The 18,139-nt window shown below is 62.5% G+C and carries 27 protein-coding genes; 2 read left to right on the top strand and 25 right to left on the bottom strand.

Annotation, left to right across the window (positions count from 1 at the left end; genetic code table 11):
* The first annotated feature begins 20 nt into the window (after window positions 1-20).
* The gene (locus tag JCQ34_RS13455) at window positions 21-1,370 is read left to right on the top strand and encodes an ABC transporter substrate-binding protein (protein ID WP_286398201.1); all 1,350 of its coding nucleotides are present in this window, start codon (window positions 21-23) and stop codon (window positions 1,368-1,370) included.
* 106 nt (window positions 1,371-1,476) lie between these two features.
* Here the strand turns inward: JCQ34_RS13455 and map are convergent, their stop codons facing one another.
* The 23 genes from map to rpsJ form a co-directional block, all read right to left on the bottom strand.
* Window positions 1,477-2,304, bottom strand: a complete 828-nt coding sequence (gene map / locus JCQ34_RS13460; protein WP_286398202.1) for a type I methionyl aminopeptidase — start codon at window positions 2,302-2,304, stop codon at window positions 1,477-1,479.
* 75 nt (window positions 2,305-2,379) lie between these two features.
* Entirely contained in the window at window positions 2,380-2,949 is a 570-nt protein-coding gene (locus JCQ34_RS13465; RefSeq protein WP_286398204.1) for an adenylate kinase, read from the bottom strand.
* A gap of 5 nt (window positions 2,950-2,954) precedes the next feature.
* Window positions 2,955-4,265 (bottom strand): preprotein translocase subunit SecY, encoded by a 1,311-nt coding sequence (gene secY / locus JCQ34_RS13470; RefSeq protein WP_142133092.1) that lies wholly within the window; start codon window positions 4,263-4,265, stop codon window positions 2,955-2,957.
* Window positions 4,266-4,475: 210 nt separating this feature from the next.
* Window positions 4,476-4,961: a 50S ribosomal protein L15 gene (gene rplO / locus JCQ34_RS13475; RefSeq protein ID WP_013601817.1), complete on the bottom strand. Its 486-nt coding sequence runs from the start codon at window positions 4,959-4,961 to the stop codon at window positions 4,476-4,478.
* Window positions 4,962-5,168: a 50S ribosomal protein L30 gene (rpmD, locus tag JCQ34_RS13480; protein ID WP_009358731.1), complete on the bottom strand. Its 207-nt coding sequence runs from the start codon at window positions 5,166-5,168 to the stop codon at window positions 4,962-4,964. It lies immediately after the preceding gene.
* Window positions 5,169-5,170: 2 nt separating this feature from the next.
* Window positions 5,171-5,887, bottom strand: coding sequence for a 30S ribosomal protein S5 (gene rpsE / locus JCQ34_RS13485; RefSeq protein WP_142133091.1), 717 nt, complete (start codon window positions 5,885-5,887; stop codon window positions 5,171-5,173).
* Entirely contained in the window at window positions 5,884-6,267 is a 384-nt protein-coding gene (rplR, locus tag JCQ34_RS13490) for a 50S ribosomal protein L18 (RefSeq protein ID WP_141159771.1), read from the bottom strand. The genes rpsE and rplR overlap by 4 nt, the downstream gene beginning before the upstream one ends.
* A gap of 2 nt (window positions 6,268-6,269) precedes the next feature.
* Entirely contained in the window at window positions 6,270-6,806 is a 537-nt protein-coding gene (rplF, locus tag JCQ34_RS13495) for a 50S ribosomal protein L6 (protein WP_142133090.1), read from the bottom strand.
* Between the two features lie 18 nt (window positions 6,807-6,824).
* Window positions 6,825-7,223 carry a 30S ribosomal protein S8 gene (gene rpsH, locus JCQ34_RS13500; RefSeq protein WP_018769139.1) on the bottom strand — a complete coding sequence of 133 codons (399 nt, stop codon included), beginning with the start codon at window positions 7,221-7,223 and terminating at the stop codon, window positions 6,825-6,827.
* Between the two features lie 82 nt (window positions 7,224-7,305).
* Window positions 7,306-7,887 (bottom strand): 50S ribosomal protein L5, encoded by a 582-nt coding sequence (gene rplE / locus JCQ34_RS13505; protein WP_142133089.1) that lies wholly within the window; start codon window positions 7,885-7,887, stop codon window positions 7,306-7,308.
* A complete protein-coding gene (gene rplX / locus JCQ34_RS13510) occupies window positions 7,887-8,249 on the bottom strand; it encodes a 50S ribosomal protein L24 (protein WP_015937845.1) in 363 nt (120 codons plus the stop codon). Before rplX ends, rplE begins: the two co-directional genes overlap by 1 nt.
* Before the next feature lie 3 nt (window positions 8,250-8,252).
* Window positions 8,253-8,621 (bottom strand): 50S ribosomal protein L14, encoded by a 369-nt coding sequence (gene rplN, locus JCQ34_RS13515; protein WP_003803789.1) that lies wholly within the window; start codon window positions 8,619-8,621, stop codon window positions 8,253-8,255.
* Between the two features lie 739 nt (window positions 8,622-9,360).
* Entirely contained in the window at window positions 9,361-9,666 is a 306-nt protein-coding gene (rpsQ, locus tag JCQ34_RS13520) for a 30S ribosomal protein S17 (protein WP_043454607.1), read from the bottom strand.
* Window positions 9,663-9,992, bottom strand: coding sequence for a 50S ribosomal protein L29 (gene rpmC, locus JCQ34_RS13525; protein ID WP_018769136.1), 330 nt, complete (start codon window positions 9,990-9,992; stop codon window positions 9,663-9,665). The genes rpsQ and rpmC overlap by 4 nt, the downstream gene beginning before the upstream one ends.
* A gap of 2 nt (window positions 9,993-9,994) precedes the next feature.
* Window positions 9,995-10,411: a 50S ribosomal protein L16 gene (gene rplP / locus JCQ34_RS13530; RefSeq protein ID WP_015937848.1), complete on the bottom strand. Its 417-nt coding sequence runs from the start codon at window positions 10,409-10,411 to the stop codon at window positions 9,995-9,997.
* Window positions 10,412-11,242: a 30S ribosomal protein S3 gene (gene rpsC / locus JCQ34_RS13535; protein WP_286398212.1), complete on the bottom strand. Its 831-nt coding sequence runs from the start codon at window positions 11,240-11,242 to the stop codon at window positions 10,412-10,414.
* On the bottom strand, window positions 11,243-11,608 hold the full coding sequence (rplV, locus tag JCQ34_RS13540) for a 50S ribosomal protein L22 (RefSeq protein ID WP_050054313.1): 366 nt from the start codon (window positions 11,606-11,608) through the stop codon (window positions 11,243-11,245).
* Between the two features lie 38 nt (window positions 11,609-11,646).
* The gene (gene rpsS / locus JCQ34_RS13545; protein ID WP_003803803.1) at window positions 11,647-11,928 is read right to left on the bottom strand and encodes a 30S ribosomal protein S19; all 282 of its coding nucleotides are present in this window, start codon (window positions 11,926-11,928) and stop codon (window positions 11,647-11,649) included.
* A gap of 12 nt (window positions 11,929-11,940) precedes the next feature.
* A complete protein-coding gene (gene rplB / locus JCQ34_RS13550) occupies window positions 11,941-12,780 on the bottom strand; it encodes a 50S ribosomal protein L2 (RefSeq protein WP_026264302.1) in 840 nt (279 codons plus the stop codon).
* A 29-nt stretch (window positions 12,781-12,809) separates the two neighbouring features.
* Window positions 12,810-13,115 carry a 50S ribosomal protein L23 gene (gene rplW, locus JCQ34_RS13555; RefSeq protein ID WP_011692807.1) on the bottom strand — a complete coding sequence of 102 codons (306 nt, stop codon included), beginning with the start codon at window positions 13,113-13,115 and terminating at the stop codon, window positions 12,810-12,812.
* Complete coding sequence (rplD, locus tag JCQ34_RS13560) at window positions 13,112-13,732, bottom strand: 50S ribosomal protein L4 (protein ID WP_286398215.1); 621 nt, start codon at window positions 13,730-13,732, stop codon at window positions 13,112-13,114. Before rplD ends, rplW begins: the two co-directional genes overlap by 4 nt.
* Window positions 13,733-13,736: 4 nt before the next feature.
* Entirely contained in the window at window positions 13,737-14,387 is a 651-nt protein-coding gene (gene rplC, locus JCQ34_RS13565; RefSeq protein WP_142133086.1) for a 50S ribosomal protein L3, read from the bottom strand.
* 17 nt (window positions 14,388-14,404) lie between these two features.
* Window positions 14,405-14,713 carry a 30S ribosomal protein S10 gene (rpsJ, locus tag JCQ34_RS13570; protein WP_003803825.1) on the bottom strand — a complete coding sequence of 103 codons (309 nt, stop codon included), beginning with the start codon at window positions 14,711-14,713 and terminating at the stop codon, window positions 14,405-14,407.
* A gap of 396 nt (window positions 14,714-15,109) precedes the next feature.
* Here rpsJ and JCQ34_RS13575 point away from each other — a divergent pair, with 396 nt between their 5' ends.
* Complete coding sequence (locus JCQ34_RS13575) at window positions 15,110-16,546, top strand: GH1 family beta-glucosidase (protein WP_286398217.1); 1,437 nt, start codon at window positions 15,110-15,112, stop codon at window positions 16,544-16,546.
* A gap of 18 nt (window positions 16,547-16,564) precedes the next feature.
* On the opposite strand, the gene JCQ34_RS13580 is transcribed toward JCQ34_RS13575, so the two are convergent.
* A complete protein-coding gene (locus JCQ34_RS13580; protein WP_286398219.1) occupies window positions 16,565-17,815 on the bottom strand; it encodes an Nramp family divalent metal transporter in 1,251 nt (416 codons plus the stop codon).
* Window positions 17,816-17,922: 107 nt separating this feature from the next.
* Window positions 17,923-18,048 (bottom strand): hypothetical protein, encoded by a 126-nt coding sequence (locus JCQ34_RS13585; protein WP_286398220.1) that lies wholly within the window; start codon window positions 18,046-18,048, stop codon window positions 17,923-17,925.
* Window positions 18,049-18,139: the final 91 nt, after the last annotated feature.

The raw sequence follows: 18,139 nt of genomic DNA on the forward strand, positions 1-18,139 counted from the left end.
AACAACCGAAAGGAACTGTCATGACACTTCATCTGGACCGGAGGCATTTCCTGGGCCTGGCAGGGGTAACCGCCTCTGCCGCTGCCCTGGCCGCGTGCGGCGGACCCTCAACCACCGGCGGCGGGCAGGCCACCTCCCAGGCGGCCGACATCGACTTCAGCGGCGTGAAGCCGGCGGCCAAGATCGACTTCTGGTCCAGCCACCCCGGCCAGTCGCAGGATGTTGAGAAGAGCCTGATCGAGAAATTCCAGGCCAAGAACCCCGGCATCACCGTCAACCTGGTGACGGCCGGCGCCAACTACGAGGAAATCGCGCAGAAGTTCCAGACGGCGCAGGCCGCCAAGTCGGGCCTTCCGGGCGTGGTGGTCCTCTCGGACGTGTGGTGGTTCCGCTACTACACCAACGGCAGCATCATCCCCGTGGACAGCCTCACCAAGCAGCTGAACATGAAGATGGACGACTTCCAGCAGTCGCTGATCAACGACTACAAGTACGACGGCAAGCAGTGGGCGCTCCCATACGGCCGCTCGACCCCGCTGTTCTACTACAACAAGGACCACTTTGCCGCTGCCGGAATTCCGGACCGCGCGCCCAAGACCTGGGACGAATTCGGACAGTGGGCGCCCAAGTTGAAGGCAGCTTCCGGCGCCCAGTACGCCTACATCTACCCCGCCCTTGCCGGCTACGCGGGCTGGACGCTGCAGAACATGCTGTGGGGCTGGGGCGGCGGCTGGTCCAAGGAATGGGACATTACCTGCGACTCCGCCGACTCCGTTGCCGCCCTGCAGTGGGCCCAGGACTCGATCTATAAGGACAAGTGGGCAGGCGTCTCCTCCAAGGAAGCCGCGGACGACTTCTCGGCCGGCCTGACTTCCGCCACCATCGCCTCCACAGGTTCGCTGCTGGGGATCCTGAAGTCGGCCAAGTTCAACGTGGGCGTCGGCTTCCTGCCGGGCGGTCCCAAGGCCACCACCAACGTCTGCCCCACGGGCGGCGCGGGCCTGGGCATCCCCAGCGGGATCACCAAGGAGGAACAGCTCGCCGCAGGGATGTTCCTCGATTTCGTCACCCAACCGGAGAGCACCGTCGAGTTCTCTGCGGCCACCGGCTACATGCCCACCCGGAAGTCGGCGGACATGAGCGCGGTCCTGGCCAAGACGCCGCAGATCCAGACTGCCGTGGACCAGCTCGCGGTCACCAAGGTCCAGGACAACGCGCGTGTGTTCCTGCCCGGTGCAGACCAGGAGATGGCCAAGGCCGCGGCGAAGATCCTCACCCAGCAGGGCGACGTGAAGTCCACCATGACGGACCTGAAGAACACGCTGCAGAGCATCTACGACCGCGACGTGAAGCCGAAGCTGAAGTCGTAAGAGTTTCTGACCCGCAAAAGCGCTGGCGATACGCAAAATCCCTGTCGACCCCTCTTTACGGGGGTCGGCAGGGATTTTCTGCGTCGCAGGCAGATGTGCGTGTCCCTTACGGGATCGGCACCGGGGTGACGCCGAGGGGCACCAGGTGCTCCGCGCCGCCGTCGGACGCTGAAAGTACCCAGATGCCCTTCTCGTGCACCGCCACGGAATGCTCCCACTGGCAGGAGCGCTTGCCGTCCGTGGTCACCACGGTCCAGTCATCTTCCAGGACAGCGGTTTCGATGCCGCCGCGGACCAGCATGGGCTCGATGGCGAGGCAGAGGCCCGGCTTGATCTTGGGGCCGCGGTGGTTGGTCCGGTAGTTCAGGACGTCCGGGGCCATGTGCATCTCGGAGCCGATGCCGTGTCCCACGTAGTCCTCCAGGATGCCCAGCGGCTTGCCGGGGACGGACGAAACGTAGTCGTCGATCGCCGCGCCGATGTCCCCAACGTGCGAGCCGTTGGCCAGCGCCGCGATGCCGCGCCACATTGCGGCCTGGGTGATATCGGAGAGCCGCTGGTCCTCCGGGTCCGCCGTGCCTACAATCACCGTGCGCGCGGAGTCCGAGTGCCAGCCGTTGACGATGGCCCCGCCGTCGATGGAGATGATGTCCCCGTCCTGCAGGACCCGGCTGCCGGGAATGCCGTGCACCACTTCCTCATTCACGGAGGTGCAGATGGTGGCCGGGAAGCCGTGGTAGCCCAGGAAGTTGGACTTCGCGCCAGCCTCGTTGAGTACAGCGGCGAAGACGTCGTCCAGGTGCTTGGTGGTGACCCCCGGCACGGCGGCGGCAACGGCGGCGTCCAGTGCACGGCTGAGGACCAGGCCTGCCTCGTGCATGGTGCGCATCTGGGCGTTGTTCTTGTATTCGATGCGGGGCTGGCCGAAGGCCATGGTGTTTCCTTTCAAATGGCTGAGGCTCCTCCCGGATGCCGGGAGGAGCCTCGATAAAACCGGGGCCGCCTTTGGTCAGGCTGCCTGTGCTGCCTTAATGGCCTGCATCACGCGGTTGGTGACTTCGTCGATGGGACCGATCCCGTCAACCTGGGTGAGGATGCCGCGCTCGGCGTACTTCGACACCACAGCTTCGGTCTGCTCGTGGTACAGGTCCAGGCGGTGGCGGATGACGGCTTCGTTGTCGTCGCTCCGGCCCGTTTCCTTGGCCCGGCCCAGGAGGCGGTGCACCAGTTCCTCGTCATCGGCGGTCAGCTGGAGGACCACGTCGAGCTTCTCGTCGCCGTCGGCGAGGATCTCGTCAAGGTAATCCACCTGCGCGGTGGTGCGCGGGTAGCCGTCCAGGAGGAAGCCGTTGTTCACGTCGGACTCGCCGAGGCGGTCGCGGACCATCTTGTTGGTCACGCTGTCCGGAACGAAGTCGCCGTTGTCCATGAACTTCTTGGCCTCGAGGCCCAGCGGCGTTTCACCCTTCACGTTGGCACGGAAGATGTCGCCGGTGGAGATGGCCACAACGCCGAGGCGTTCTGAGATCCGCTCCGCCTGCGTTCCTTTTCCGGAACCGGGAGGTCCAATAATCAGCATTCTCGTCATCGCAAAAGCCCTTCGTAGTGACGTTGTTGTAGCTGCGCATCAATCTGCTTTACGGTCTCCAAACCAACGCCCACCATGATCAGGATCGAGGTGCCACCGAACGGGAAGTTCTGGTTCGCGTTGATCAGTACCAGTGCCACCAGCGGAATCAGTGCCACGAAGCCCAGGTAGAGGGCGCCGGGCAGGGTAATCCGTGAGAGCACGTACTGCAGGTAATCAGCGGTCGGCCTGCCGGCGCGGATACCTGGAATGAAGCCGCCGTACTTCTTCATGTTGTCTGAGACTTCTTCAGGGTTGAAGGTAATCGCGACGTAGAAGTAGGTGAAGAACACGATCAGGACGAAGTAAACCGCCATATAGATCGGGTGGTCACCGCGGGTCAGGTTGTTGTTGATCCACTCAACCCACGGCTGGATGGGCTCACCGTTCCGGGGCTGGTTGAACTGTGCAATCAACCCGGGAATGTAGAGCATGGAGGAAGCGAAGATCACCGGAATGACACCGGCCATGTTCACCTTGATGGGAATGTAGGTGCTGGTGCCGCCCACGGTGCGCCGCCCGATCATGCGCTTGGCGTACTGCACGGGGATGCGGCGCTGGGACTGTTCCACGAAGACCACCAGCGCAACGGTGAGCAGGCCCACGGCGAGGACGATGAAGAAAGTCCCGGGACCCTGGGAGGTCCAGATGGCGCCCAGCGAGGTGGGGAACTGCGCGGCGATGGAGGTGAAGATGAGCAGCGACATGCCGTTGCCCACCCCCTTCTCCGTGACGAGCTCGCCCATCCACATGATCAGGCCGGTACCGGCCGTCAGCGTGATGATGATCAGGATGGTGGTGATGATGCTGGAGTCCGGGATCACCGGCAGCTGGCAACCTGGCAGCAACTGCCCGGAACGGGCCAGGGACACCAGTGTGGTGGCGTTGAGCAGGCCAAGGGCGATGGTGAGGTAGCGGGTGTACTGGGTCAGCTTGGACTGGCCCGAGGCGCCCTCTTCATAGAGCTGCTGGAACCGGGGAATGACCACCCGGAGCAACTGCACGATGATGCTCGCCGTGATGTAAGGCATGATGCCCAGGGCGAAAATGGACACCTGGAGCAACGCGCCGCCGCTGAAGAGGTTAACGAGCTGGTACAACCCGCCGGCGGTCTTACCGCTTTGCAAGCATTGCTGGACATTCTGGTAGTTCACACCTGGCGAGGGGATGAAAGCACCCAAGCGGAAGATAGTGATGATTGCCAGCGTGAACAACAACTTGCGTCGCAGATCAGGCGTACGAAAGGCCCGGCCAAATGCGCTAAGCAAGCGTCCTCCTGTGGTGTCAATAAGGGTGGGGTGGCGGAATTTGATAAATCCCGACAACCGAGTCTAACGGTTGAATGCGCCCTGCGAACAATCCACGGCAGCGCACATGCGCCGGATGGCGGGAATAATTCGCCCGGCGGATATGAAAAACTCCCGGTATCCGGGGCCAAAGCCCACGGATACCGGGAGTTCAACAGCTGGCGCCGTCCCTTACAGGGCGGTGGTGCTTCCGCCTGCTGCAGCAATCTTTTCAGCGGCGCTGGCCGAGAATGCGTGGGCGGTGACGTCAACCTTGACGGTGATGTCGCCGGTGCCCAGCACCTTGACGGGCTGGTTCTTGCGAACGGCACCCTTTTCGACCAGGTTCTCCACGGTGACTGCGCCACCTTCCGGGAACAGCTCGTTGAGCTTGTCCAGGTTTACAACCTGGAACTCGACCCGGAACGGATTCTTGAAGCCACGCAGCTTGGGCAGGCGCATGTGCAGCGGCAGCTGGCCGCCGGCAAAGCCAGCCTTCACCTGGTAGCGGGCAGCCGTACCCTTGGTACCGCGGCCGGCGGTCTTACCCTTGGATGCCTCACCACGACCAACACGGGTCTTGGCGGTCTTGGCACCCGGGGCGGGACGCAGGTGGTGAACCTTCAGGGCGTTCTGCTTCTCAGCAGCCTGTGCCTTATCAGCAGTGTTCTCTGCCATTTACTTCGCCTCCTCTACCTTTACCAGGTGCGGAACCGTGTTGAGCATTCCAACAGTCACGGCGTCGGCGGTGCGGACAACGGTGTGTCCGATCCGCTTCAGGCCGAGGGACCGCAGGGTGTCGCGCTGGTTCTGCTTGCCGCCAATGGCGGACTTGATCTGAGTGATTTCCAACTGAGCGTCGGAAGGAACCAGGTTCTTAGCCATGACTAAACACCTGCCTTCGGAGCCAGGAGTGCCTTCACCAGTGCCTGGGGAGCAACCTCGTCCAGCGGCAGGCCGCGGCGTGCTGCCACTGCTGCCGGCTCTTCGAGGCGCTTCAGGGCATCAACGGTGGCGTGAACGATGTTGATGGCGTTGGAGGAACCGAGCGACTTGGAGAGGATGTCGTGGATGCCCACGCACTCCAGTACTGCACGGACCGGACCACCGGCGATAACACCGGTACCGGCGGAGGCCGGACGCAGCATAACGACGCCGGCAGCGGCTTCACCCTGAACACGGTGCGGGATGGTGTTGCCAACGCGCGGAACGCGGAAGAAGGACTTCTTGGCCTCTTCAACGCCCTTGGCGATAGCAGCGGGAACTTCCTTGGCCTTGCCGTAGCCCACGCCGACCATGCCGTTCCCGTCACCAACGACGACGAGTGCGGTGAAGCTGAAGCGACGACCACCCTTGACGACCTTGGAAACGCGGTTGATGGTGACAACGCGCTCTACGAACTGGTTCTTTTCGGCTTCACGTCCACCGTCGCGGCCACCACGGCCACCGCGGTCGCCGCGGCCCTGGCCGCGGTCGCCACGCTCGCCACGACGGGCGCCACCACGGCGGTCGTCGGCAGCGGGGGCAGTGGTCTCAGCAGCTGCGGCTTCGGGAGCCTTCTGATCTGCAGACACAGTGTCCTTTTCCTTGTTTGCTTCGGTCACAGTGACAGCCCACCTTCGCGTGCACCGTCAGCGACGGCGGCAATCCGGCCGTGGTACTTGTTACCACCACGGTCGAAGACAACAGCCTCGACGCCGGCAGCCTTGGCACGTTCGGCAACGAGCTCGCCGACGCGCTTGGCCTTGGCAGTCTTGTCACCGTCGAATGCACGAAGGTCAGCTTCCAGAGTGGACGCGCTTGCTACGGTCTGGCCAATGGTGTCATCGACAACCTGGACAAATACGTGGCGTGCGGAGCGGTTGACCACCAGGCGGGGGCGGGCAGCCGTACCGGAAATGCGCTTGCGGATACGAAGCTGGCGGCGGCTGCGACCAGCAGCCTTGCTCTTGTTCGTACGCTTCTTGTTAATGGAGATGGCCATGGTTACTTACCAGCCTTTCCGACCTTGCGGCGGATGACTTCGCCGGCGTAACGGATGCCCTTGCCCTTGTACGGGTCGGGCTTCCGCAGCTTGCGAATGTTGGCAGCAACTTCGCCGACCTGCTGCTTGTTGATTCCTGAGACAGAGAGCTTGGTCGGTCCCTCTACTGCAAAGGTGATGCCGGCCGGAGCCGAAACGCTGACCGGGTGGCTGTAGCCGAGAGCGAACTCAAGGTCAGAACCCTTGGCCTGAACGCGGTAACCGGTACCGACGATTTCAAGCTTCTTCTCGTAGCCTGCGGTGACGCCCTGGATCATGTTGGCGATCAGGGTGCGGGTCAGGCCGTGGAGCGAACGGGAGGCGCGCTCGTCGTTCGGGCGGGTTACGGTCAGGGTGTTCTCGTCCAGGGCAACCTCGATGGGGCTGGCCACAGTGTGGGTCAGTTCGCCCTTGGAACCCTTGACGCTGACGACAGAGCCGTCAACCTTGACCTCAACGCCGGCAGGAACGGTGATGGGGAGACGTCCAATACGTGACATTATTCTCTTCCTTTCCCGTTACCAGACGTACGCGAGGACTTCGCCGCCCACGCCCTTCTTGCCGGCCTGCTTGTCAGTCAGGAGGCCGGAAGAGGTGGACAGGATTGCGATACCCAGGCCACCCAGCACGTGCGGCAGGTTGGTGGACTTCGCGTAAACGCGGAGGCCCGGCTTGGAGATGCGGCGTACACCGGCGATGGAACGCTCGCGGTTCGGACCGAACTTGAGTTCGAGGGTCAGCTTCTTGCCAACCTCAGCGTCCTCTTCCTTCCAGCCGGCGATGAAACCTTCGGCCTTGAGGATGTCGGCAACGCGTGCCTTGAGCTTGCTGTAAGGCATAGACACGGAGTCGTGGTATGCCGAGTTTGCGTTACGCAGGCGCGTAAGCATATCTGCGACAGGATCTGTCATTGTCATGTGGGCTCATGCCCTTCCTCGTAACGGTTTCCGCCGTTCCGTCCCTTGCGGGGCGCAGCGGCCGGACCTTTTACGTAGTTAATTAAGCTTCGGTTTTGAACGGGAAACCAAGCGCCTTGAGCAGCGCGCGGCCTTCGTCGTCGGTCTTGGCGGTGGTCACAACCGTGATGTCCATACCGCGGACGCGGTCGATCTTGTCCTGGTCGATTTCGTGGAACATAACCTGCTCGGTCAGACCGAAGGTGTAGTTGCCATTGCCATCGAACTGCTTGCCGCTGAGGCCGCGGAAGTCGCGGATACGGGGCAGTGCCAGGCTGACCAGGCGGTCCACGAATTCCCACATGCGGTCGCCACGCAGAGTTGCGTGTGCACCGATGGGCATGCCTTCGCGCAGCTTGAACTGTGCGATCGACTTGCGGGCCTTGGTAACCTGCGGCTTCTGGCCGGTGATCTGGGTCAGGTCGCGGACAGCGCCGTCGATCAGCTTGGAGTCCTTGGCGGCATCTCCAACACCCATGTTCACAACGACCTTCACCAGGCGGGGCACCTGGTTCACGTTCTGGTACTTGAACTCATCCTGGAGCTGGCCCTTGATGGTTTCGGCGTACTTGGTCTTCAGACGAGGAACGATCTTCGTTGCCGGAGTCTCGAGAGTCTCAGTCATTAGATGTCCTTCCCGGAGCTCTTGGACACGCGGATACGGACGGTCTTCTTGACACCGTTCTTCTCCACAGTGTCGAGGCGGAAGCCCACGCGGGTCGGCTTCTTGGTCGACGGGTCAACCAGGGCCACGTTGGAAATGTGGATCGGGGCCTCTACGACCTCGATGCCGCCGGTCTTGGTGCCGCGCTGCGACTGTCCAACACGGGTGTGCTTGGTGACGCGGTTGATACCCTCAACCAGCACGCGGTTGGTGTCGGTGAAGACGCGCAGAACCTTGCCCTGCTTGCCACGGTCGCCGCCGCGCTCAGCCTTGGCGCCAGTGATGACCTGAACCAGATCACCCTTCTTGATCTTTGCAGCCATGGACTAGAGCACCTCCGGAGCCAGAGAAACGATCTTCATGAACTTCTTGTCACGCAGTTCACGACCAACCGGTCCGAAGATACGGGTACCGCGGGGGTCACCGTCGTTCTTCAGGATCACAGCTGCGTTCTCGTCAAACTTGATGTAGGAACCATCCGCACGGCGGCGTTCCTTCTTGGTACGGACGATGACGGCCTTGACCACATCGCCCTTCTTTACGTTGCCGCCCGGGATTGCATCCTTGACGGTGGCGACAATGACGTCACCGATGCCTGCGTAGCGACGGCCGGATCCACCGAGAACGCGAATGGTAAGGATTTCCTTAGCACCCGTGTTGTCGGCGACCTTCAGTCGCGACTCCTGCTGAATCACTATTTACTCCTTGCGTCGCGCCGGTTCTCAGGCCGTGGTCTTGCTACGGAATGAGCCTTGCGGAACGGTTGATCGGGGTGTCTCTTGACCTGCCTGGATTTTGCCAGACCAGGCCTAAACGCCCGTGCCAGAAGCAGTTGCTCCCACCCCGTCCGGGACGAAATCCCGGGCGCACAGGGGCACTATGCTGTGGCACGCTTGTTTACGAGGTTGATGATGGCGCGCAAAAGGCGCCATACAAACTCAATATCCTAGCACGTTTTCCACCGGTTCCCATATCACCGCTGTCCCTGCTGCCGCAAGCAGGAAGAACATACGACGGCGTCACGCAGGGCGGCCTCTCGCCGCACCCATGGTGCCACTCCCCCGCCAAGCCGGGTCCCGCCGTCGAACGCCCGCTCACCTTTGGCGTGTCCCAACGCGACCCCCGCTCACCTTTGGCACGTTCCAGCACAACGCCCGCTCACTCGCTTGAAGACAGTGAGCGGGCGTCCCTGGAGAAGTTGCCAAAAGTGAGCGCGCGTCGCAAGAAAAGCGGTCAAAAGTGAGCGGGCGTTGGGGCGGGGCGGACGACGGCGTCACGCAGGGCAGCCTTTCGCCGCACCCAGGGTGCCACTCCCCCGCCAAGCCGGGTCCCGCCGTCGTCCGCCGACGCGAAAAGGTACCTGGCGTGACGCGCAAGTTAAACGAGGAGGCCCCCGCTCCGCAAGGAGCAGGGGCCTCAGCTAAGCAGCAGGTGCTACTTGGCCTTCTCGAGGATTTCCACGAGCCGCCAGTTCTTGGTGGCGGACAGCGGACGGGTCTCGGCGATGACAACGAGGTCGCCGATGCCGGCGGTGTTCTCTTCGTCGTGTGCCTTGACCTTGGAGGTACGGCGGATGACCTTGCCATACAGTGCGTGCTTCACGCGGTCCTCAACCTCGACAACGATGGTCTTTTCCATCTTGTCGGAGACCACGTAGCCGCGACGGGTCTTGCGGTAACCGCGCTGCCCAGCCTTGGCTTCGGTAGCAGTTTCGGTCACGTTCTGGTCCTTTTCACTCACTTGGCGTCCTCCTCGGTCTCAGCCTTTTCAGCCTTGTCGGCCTTCTTGGTTGAAGCCTTCTTGGACTTCTTCTCTTCCTTGGCTTCCACAACCGGTGCGGCAACCTCGGCACGAATGCCCAGCTCGCGTTCGCGGAGAACGGTGTAGATGCGTGCGATGTCCTTCTTTACCGCGCGCAGGCGACCGTGGTTCTCCAGCTGTCCGGTGGCGGACTGGAAACGCAGGTTGAACAGCTCTTCCTTGGCCTTGCGGAGTTCTTCAACGAGACGCTCGTTGTCGAAACCGTCCAGCTGTGCGGGAGCCAGATCCTTGGATCCTACTGCCATTTCTATTCACCACCTTCGCGACGCACAATGCGTGCCTTCAACGGCAGCTTGTGGATTGCCAGGCGCAGGGCCTCGCGAGCTACCTCTTCATTGACACCGGAGAGTTCGAACAGAACCCGCCCCGGCTTGACGTTGGCGACCCACCATTCCGGCGAACCCTTACCGGAACCCATGCGGGTTTCGGCAGGCTTCTTGGTCAGCGGACGGTCCGGGTAGATGTTGATCCAGACCTTACCGCCACGCTTGATGTGGCGGGTCATGGCGATACGAGCGGACTCGATCTGACGGTTGGTGACGTATGCCGGGCTCAGCGCCTGGATACCCCACTCACCGAACGAGACCTCGGTGCCGCCCGTGGCAGCGCCGGAACGACCCGGGTGGTGCTGCTTACGGTGCTTGACTCGACGTGGGATAAGCATTTAAGCCTGTCCTCCTTCTGCTGCTGCAGGTGCAGCTTCAGCTGCCGGTGCTTCGGCAGCAGGAGCTGCGTCAGCGGCCGGGCGGTCGTTGCGACGGCGGCGGTCACCGCGGTCAGCGCCACCCGGGCGGCCGGGACGGTCGCCACGGCCACCGCGGGACGGTGCAGCGGCGGCCTGTGCGGCCAGTTCCTTGGCGGTGACGTCACCCTTGTAGATCCAGACCTTCACACCGATGCGGCCGAAGGTGGTCTTGGCTTCGTAGAAGCCATAGTCGATGTTCGCGCGGAGGGTGTGCAGGGGCACACGGCCTTCGCGGTAGAACTCCGAGCGGGACATTTCAGCGCCACCCAGGCGGCCCGAGCAGGCGATACGGATGCCCTTGGCACCTGCACGCTGTGCGGACTGCATGGCCTTCTTCATCGCACGGCGGAAAGCCACGCGGGAAGTCAGCTGCTCTGCAACGCCCTGGGCAACAAGCTGGGCTTCCATCTCGGGGTTCTTGACCTCGAGGATGTTCAGCTGGACCTGCTTGCCGGTGAGCTTTTCGAGCTCGCCGCGGATGCGGTCTGCTTCTGCTCCACGGCGGCCGATAACGATGCCGGGACGGGCCGTGTGGATGTCCACGCGGACGCGGTCACGGGTGCGCTCGATCTCGACCTTGGCGATGCCGGCGCGCTCCATGCCCGTGGACATGAGCTGGCGGATGCGGATGTCTTCGCGAACGAAGTCCTTGTACCGCTGGCCGGCCTTGGTGCTGTCAGCGAACCAGTGCGATACGTGATCGGTGGTGATGCCGAGTCGGAACCCGTGCGGGTTTACTTTCTGTCCCACTTAGCGAGCCTCCTCTTTCTCCGGGGTAGCGACTACCACGGTGATGTGGCTGGTGCGCTTCTTGATCTGAAATGCACGACCCTGGGCACGCGGCTGGAACCGCTTCATGGTCGGGCCTTCATCAACAAACGCTTCGCTGATGATGAGGTCGCCTTCGTCAAACGCCACGCCATCGCGGTCCGCGAGGACCCGGGCGTTGGCGACTGCCGACTGTACTACCTTGAATACCGGCTCCGAAGCTGCCTGCGGGGCAAACTTCAGAATTGCCAGAGCCTCATTCGCTTGCAATCCACGAACAAGGTTGACGACGCGCCGGGCCTTCATAGGCGTTACGCGGATGTGGCGCGCAATTGCCTTGGCTTCCATTGCTTTCCTTCTCTCGTCTTTGACGTAAACGCAGGCGCCTAGCGGCGCTTGCCCTTACGGTCGTCCTTGACATGGCCGCGGAATGTCCGCGTGGGAGCGAATTCGCCGAGCTTGTGCCCGACCATCGACTCAGTGACAAACACCGGGATGTGCTTGCGTCCGTCGTGTACGGCGATCGTGTGTCCGAGCATGTCGGGGATGATCATCGAACGGCGGGACCAGGTCTTGATGACGTTCTTGGTGCCCTTTTCGTTTTCCCTGGCTACCTTCACAAAGAGGTGCTGGTCAACGAAAGGACCTTTTTTCAGGCTGCGTGGCATGTGTCCAGGCTCCTATCGCTTGTTCTTGCCAGTACGACGGCGACGCACAATAAGCTTGTCGCTCTCTTTGTTGGGGCGGCGGGTGCGGCCTTCACGCTTACCGTTCGGGTTCACGGGGTTACGTCCACCGGAAGTCTTACCTTCACCACCACCATGCGGGTGGTCAACCGGGTTCATGGCGACACCACGGACGGTCGGGCGGACGCCCTTCCACCGCATACGGCCGGCCTTGCCCCAGTTGATGTTCGACTGCTCGGCGTTGCCAACTTCGCCGACGGTTGCGCGGCAGCGCACGTCAACGTTGCGGATTTCACCGGAGGGCAGACGCAGCTGGGCGAAACGGCCTTCCTTGGCAACAAGCTGGATGGATGCGCCGGCGGAGCGGCCCATCTTGGCGCCGCCGCCCGGACGCAGTTCAACTGCGTGGATGACGGTACCCACCGGGATGTTGAGCAGCGGCAGGTTGTTACCGGGCTTGATGTCAGCACCGGCACCTGCCTCTACAACGTCACCCTGGGAGAGCTTGTTGGGAGCGATGATGTAACGCTTGGTGCCATCAACGTAGTGCAGGAGGGCGATGCGAGCCGTGCGGTTCGGATCGTACTCGATTTCGGCAACGCGGGCGTTGACGCCGTCCTTGTCGTGGCGACGGAAGTCGATCAGACGGTACTGGCGCTTGTGTCCACCACCCTTGTGACGCGTGGTGATCTTGCCGGTGTTGTTACGGCCGCCCTTCTTGGGCAGCGGACGTACCAACGACTTTTCCGGCGTCGACCGCGTGATTTCGATAAAGTCCGCTACGCTCGAGCCACGACGGCCCGGGGTAGTCGGCTTGTATTTACGGATTCCCATAATTTATTTCCTCGTTAAAGTGGTCTCCGCTACGCGAGCGGACCGCCGAAGATGTCGATGGTGCCTTCTTTGAGGGTGACAATCGCACGCTTGGTGTTCTTGCGGGTACCCCATCCGAATTTGGTGCGCTTGCGCTTACCGGCACGGTTGATGGTGTTGATCGATTCGACCTTGACGGAGAAGATCTTCTCCACGGCCAGCTTGATCTCGGTCTTGTTCGAACGGGGGTCCACCAGGAAGGTGTACTTGCCCTCGTCGATCAGGCCGTAGCTCTTTTCCGACACGACGGGTGCAAGCACGACGTCGCGGGGATCCTTGATGGTGGCTGCACTCACTTGGCATCCTCCTCGTTCTTTGCTGCCTTAGCGGCAACGAATGCGTCGTAGGCAGCCTTGGTGAAGACAACGTCATCAGAGACGAGAACGTCGTAGGTGTTCAGCTGGTCTGCGTACAGAACGTGAACGCCGTTGAGGTTGCGCACGGACAGTGCAGCAACATCGTTATCGCGCTCGATGACGACCAGCAGGTTCTTGCGGTCGGAAACGCCGCGGAGCGTTGCCAGGGCAGTCTTGGAAGACGGCTTGTCTCCTGCAACCAGCTCGGAGACAACGTGGATGCGACCGTTGCGGGCCCGGTCAGACAGTGCACCGCGCAGGGCAGCAGCAATCATCTTCTTGGGGGTCCGCTGGCTGTAGTCACGCGGGGTGGGACCGTGGACAATGCCACCGCCGGTCATGTGCGGAGCACGGACGGAACCCTGACGGGCGCGGCCGGTACCCTTCTGCTTGAACGGCTTGCGTCCTGCACCGGAAACTTCAGCGCGGGTCTTGGTCTTGTGGGTTCCCTGGCGGGCAGCAGCGAGCTGGGCAACGACAACCTGGTGCAGCAGGGGCACGTTGGTCTGAACGTCGAAGATCTCTGCAGGCAGGTCAACCTGGACAGTGTTAGCCATTGAACTAGGCTCCCTTCACGGCGGTACGTACGAGTACGACCTGGCCGCGGGCACCGGGAACGGCACCCTTGATCAGGAGCAGCGACTTCTCGACGTCAACCGCGTGAACCGTGAGGTTCAGTGTGGTGTGACGAACGGCGCCCATGCGGCCGGCCATTTTCATGCCCTTGAAGACGCGGCTCGGGGTGGATGCGCCACCGATTGAACCGGGCTTACGGTGGTTCTTGTGGGCACCGTGGGAAGCTCCAACGCCGTGGAAGCCGTGACGCTTCATAACACCGGCGAAGCCCTTACCCTTGGTGGTGCCGACGACGTCGATCTTCTGGCCGGCTTCGAAGAGCTCTACGGAGAGTTCCTGGCCCAGCTCGTACTCGGCAGCATCTGCGGTACGGAGTTCGACGACGTGACGGCGAGGCGTGACGCCTGCCTTTTCAAAGTGACCAGCCAGCGGCTTGGTGACCTTGCGGGGATCGATCTGGCCGTAGCCGATCTGAACGGCGACGTAGCCATCAGCGTCTGCATTGCGCAGCTGGGTGATGACGTTCGAGTCTGCCTGGACCACAGTGACGGGGATGAGCTTGTTGTTCTCGTCCCAGACCTGGGTCATGCCGAGCTTCGTGCCCAGCAGGCCCTTTACGTTACGGGTTGCGGTCATAGTTTCTCAGCACCTCCCTACAGCTTGATTTCGATGTTCACGTCAGCCGGCAGGTCGAGACGCATGAGCGAGTCAACAGCCTTCGGCGTGGGATCGATGATGTCGATAAGACGCTTGTGCGTGCGCATTTCAAAGTGCTCGCGGCTGTCCTTGTACTTGTGCGGAGAGCGGATAACGCAGTACACGTTCTTCTCCGTAGGCAGCGGCACGGGGCCAACTACCGTTGCGCCTGCGCGCGTGACCGTCTCAACGATCTTCCGTGCTGAAACGTCAATGACCTCGTGGTCGTATGACTTCAGCCGGATGCGGATTTTTTGTCCCGCCATGTCGCCTGACTCTCTTTCAGTCTGTGCTTCCCCGGTTTAGGGCTGCCCTGTTCACTTACACGTTGTATGGCTGCCGAAGCATTTGAGGTCGTAACCACCATCCGCCGCACAAGCTGAATCCGGATAAATCCGGGTTCCTCAACCTGCCGGCGCAACCGACCCCCGCGGTCGGGCGTGTCGCGCTGAACACGCATACAAATCCGCAATTCCATTGGGGTGGGTTATGTTTGGTCTTCCACTTGGACCCTGCACCCGGCATTATCCGGATCGGGACGCGAAGAAGCGCTTGAACAACTCATCTAGTATGCCGGAAATACGCGGCAGATGCGAATCGGCCCTGGATCGTCGCCGGTCAGGACCATTGCAGCCGGCAGGAACCGGCTGGATGATAGGGGCATGACCCTGGAGAGCACTGAAGCGGTGACGGAACTGGCCGGGCGCGTGCCGCCGTCGTTCATCCTTGGCGTCGCGGCAGCGGCGTTCCAGATTGAAGGCGCACTCAAGGCCGGAGGTCGCGGACCGTCTGGATGGGATGCCTTTGCGGAGAAACCGGGAGCCATCCTGGACGGGCACTCCCCCGCAGTTGCGTGCGATCACTACAACAGGCTTCCCGAAGACGTGGCGCTACTGAAGGAACTGGGCGTTGATTCCTATCGGTTCTCACTCTCCTGGCCACGCATCCAGCCTGACGGCCGGGGCGGTTTCAATGCCGAAGGCCTGGACTTCTACGACCGCCTGATCGACCAACTGCTCGAAGCCGGCGTCTCCCCCATGGCAACGCTCTACCACTGGGACACCCCCTTGCCCCTGGAACACCGCGGCGGCTGGCTGAACCGGGACACCGCCGAGCGGTTCGGCGACTACGCCAGGGCCGCCGGCGAGCGGTTCGGGGACCGGGTGGCGCAGTGGGTCACGCTCAACGAACCGGTCTCGGTCACCCTCAATGGGTACGCGCTGGGGGTGCATGCGCCCGGACGCCGGCTCTTGTTCGATGCCCTTCCGGCCATCCACCACCAACTCCTGGCGCATGGACTCGGCGTGCAGGCGCTGCGGGCTGCGGGAGTAGCCGGCGGCATTGGACTGACCAACCTGCACTCCCCCGTCAGGCCCGCCACCCGGAAAATCGGGGACCGGCTGGTGGCGCACCTCTACGACCTGCTGATGAACAGGATCTACGCGGACCCGGTCCTGCTGGGCCGCTACCCATCCCTGCCGTTGTACGCGAAACCCTGGCTGCGCTCCATCGGCAGGATCTCCGACGCCGACCTCAAAACCATCCACCAACCGCTGGACTTCTACGGACTCAACTACTACTTCCCGGTCAAGGTGGCCTTGGGACCTGGCATCACACCCCTGCCTGCGGACATGCACCAGGAGCTCGCCAAGCTGCCCTTCCACGAGGTGGGCTACCCGGAGTACGGCAGCACGGGATTCGGCTGGCCCGTGGCGCCGGAACACCTGGGCATACTGCTGCAGGAAATGCGGGACCGGTACGGGCAGGCCCTGCCCCCGGTGTACATCACCGAGGGCGGCGCCAGTTTCCCGGAACCTGACCGTGTGTCGGAAACGCTCGAGGATGCCGACCGGGTGGAGTACCTGGCGGGACACCTGGGGGCTGCGCTTGAGGCCACGGCCCCCGGAGGCTTAGCGGAGGGCGTGGACCTGCGCGGCTATTTCGTGTGGACGCTCATGGACAACTTCGAGTGGGCCGCTGGCTATTCGCAGCGCTTTGGCCTGGTGCACGTGGACTTTGAGACGCTCCAGCGGACCCCGAAAAGGTCCTTTTACTGGTACCAGGCGCTGTCACGCGCAAGGCGCGGCCGATCAGACTAGCCTGCCTGGCCCTGCCGGTCACGCGTGCCCGGTGACAGTCAGGAAGATCAGCACGCAGTTCAGTCCCACTATCAGGGTGGCACTGGTCCACCCGGCGATGCGCAGGGGCTTGGAATCAACATGGACACCCATCACCTTGCGGCTTCCGGTAAGCCGGATCAGCGGAATCAGAGCGAACGGGATACCGAAACTCAGGAGGACCTGACTGAGGACCAGAGCCACCGTGGGTTCAATGCCCGCGCCCAGAACCAGCAACGCAGGGATCAGGGTCACCGTCCGGCGGACCAGCAGCGGAATCCTCATCTTCAGCAGGCCGCCCATGATGGTGGCACCTGCATAACAGCCCACGGAGGTGGACGCCAGCCCGGAGGCCAGCAGGCCTACAGCGAATACGACGCCGATGACCGGGCCAAGTGCGGACGTTACGGCCGCATGGGCACCGGCAATGGTGTCAGTGCCTTCCACCCCCCGGAGGCTGGTGGCGGCCAGGAGCAGCATGGCGATATTCACGACGCCGGCAAGCAACAGGGCGCCGGCGACATCCACGCGGGTGGTGCGGATCAACCGCGTCCTGATGGCGGGGTCCTTCGAGAAGCCGTGGCGGTCGCGGGCAAGGGCTGAATGCAGGTAGATTGCATGCGGCATGACGGTTGCCCCGAGCATGCTTGCAGCGAGCAGGACGGTATCAGTTCCCTCGAAGCGGGGCACAAGCCCGCCCAGGGCTCCCCCCGCGTCCGGCGGAGCGACGAACAGGCCCGACACGAACCCCACGGCAATCACACCCAGCAGGGTGAGGATGGCAAGCTCGAAGGATTTCTGGCTCCGGCGGGACTGTAGTGCCAGCAACAGCATGGATGCCAGGCCGATAACGACACCGCCCGCAAGCAGTGGCAGGCCGAACAGCAGGTTGAGCGCCACTGCCCCACCGATGACCTCAGCCAGATCCGTTGCCCCGGCAACGACCTCGGCCTGCACCCAGTAGGCGCGCCGGCGGCGGGTTCCCAGCCGTTGGCCGAGGATTTCCGGCAGGCTCATGCCGGTGGCAAGCCCAAGCTTGGCGGACTGGTACTGGATGAGGACGGCCATCGCGTTGGCCGCCACGAGGACCCAGACCAGCAGATACCCAAAGCTCGCCCCGGCCGTGAGGTTGGCCGCCACGTTTCCGGGGTCCACATACGCAATGGCTGCCACGAAGGCAGGCCCCAGCAGCAGGAGCCGGGACCAGAACCCTGGGGTGGCAGTTTGCGCCGTCATAGTCGATACAGCCATCACACGTCCTCGTCGTTGCGGCGTCACTAAGACGAGGATACCAAGAATTTAGGTGTACCGAAAAGTAGTTATAAGGGCAACCGGCAGATCGTTGGGCAGCCTCTCTGCTACTGGTTTTTGTTAGCCCTGTTGATCCGCTTGGCCCGGTCGATTTCGTGCCGGAAGTTCCTTCTGACCCAGAACACCCCGCCCACCACCACAACCGCGATGATCAGGATAATAAGCCATCCCATGATGATCTCCTTTCAGTGCTGCAACAGTATCAGTGGCACTTTAACGAAAGAACGACCCCGCTGCTTGAAGCAGCGGGGCCGTCCTAAGAGA

The sequence above is a fragment of the Pseudarthrobacter defluvii genome, assembly GCF_030323865.1.
Lineage (GTDB): Bacteria > Actinomycetota > Actinomycetes > Actinomycetales > Micrococcaceae > Arthrobacter > Arthrobacter sedimenti.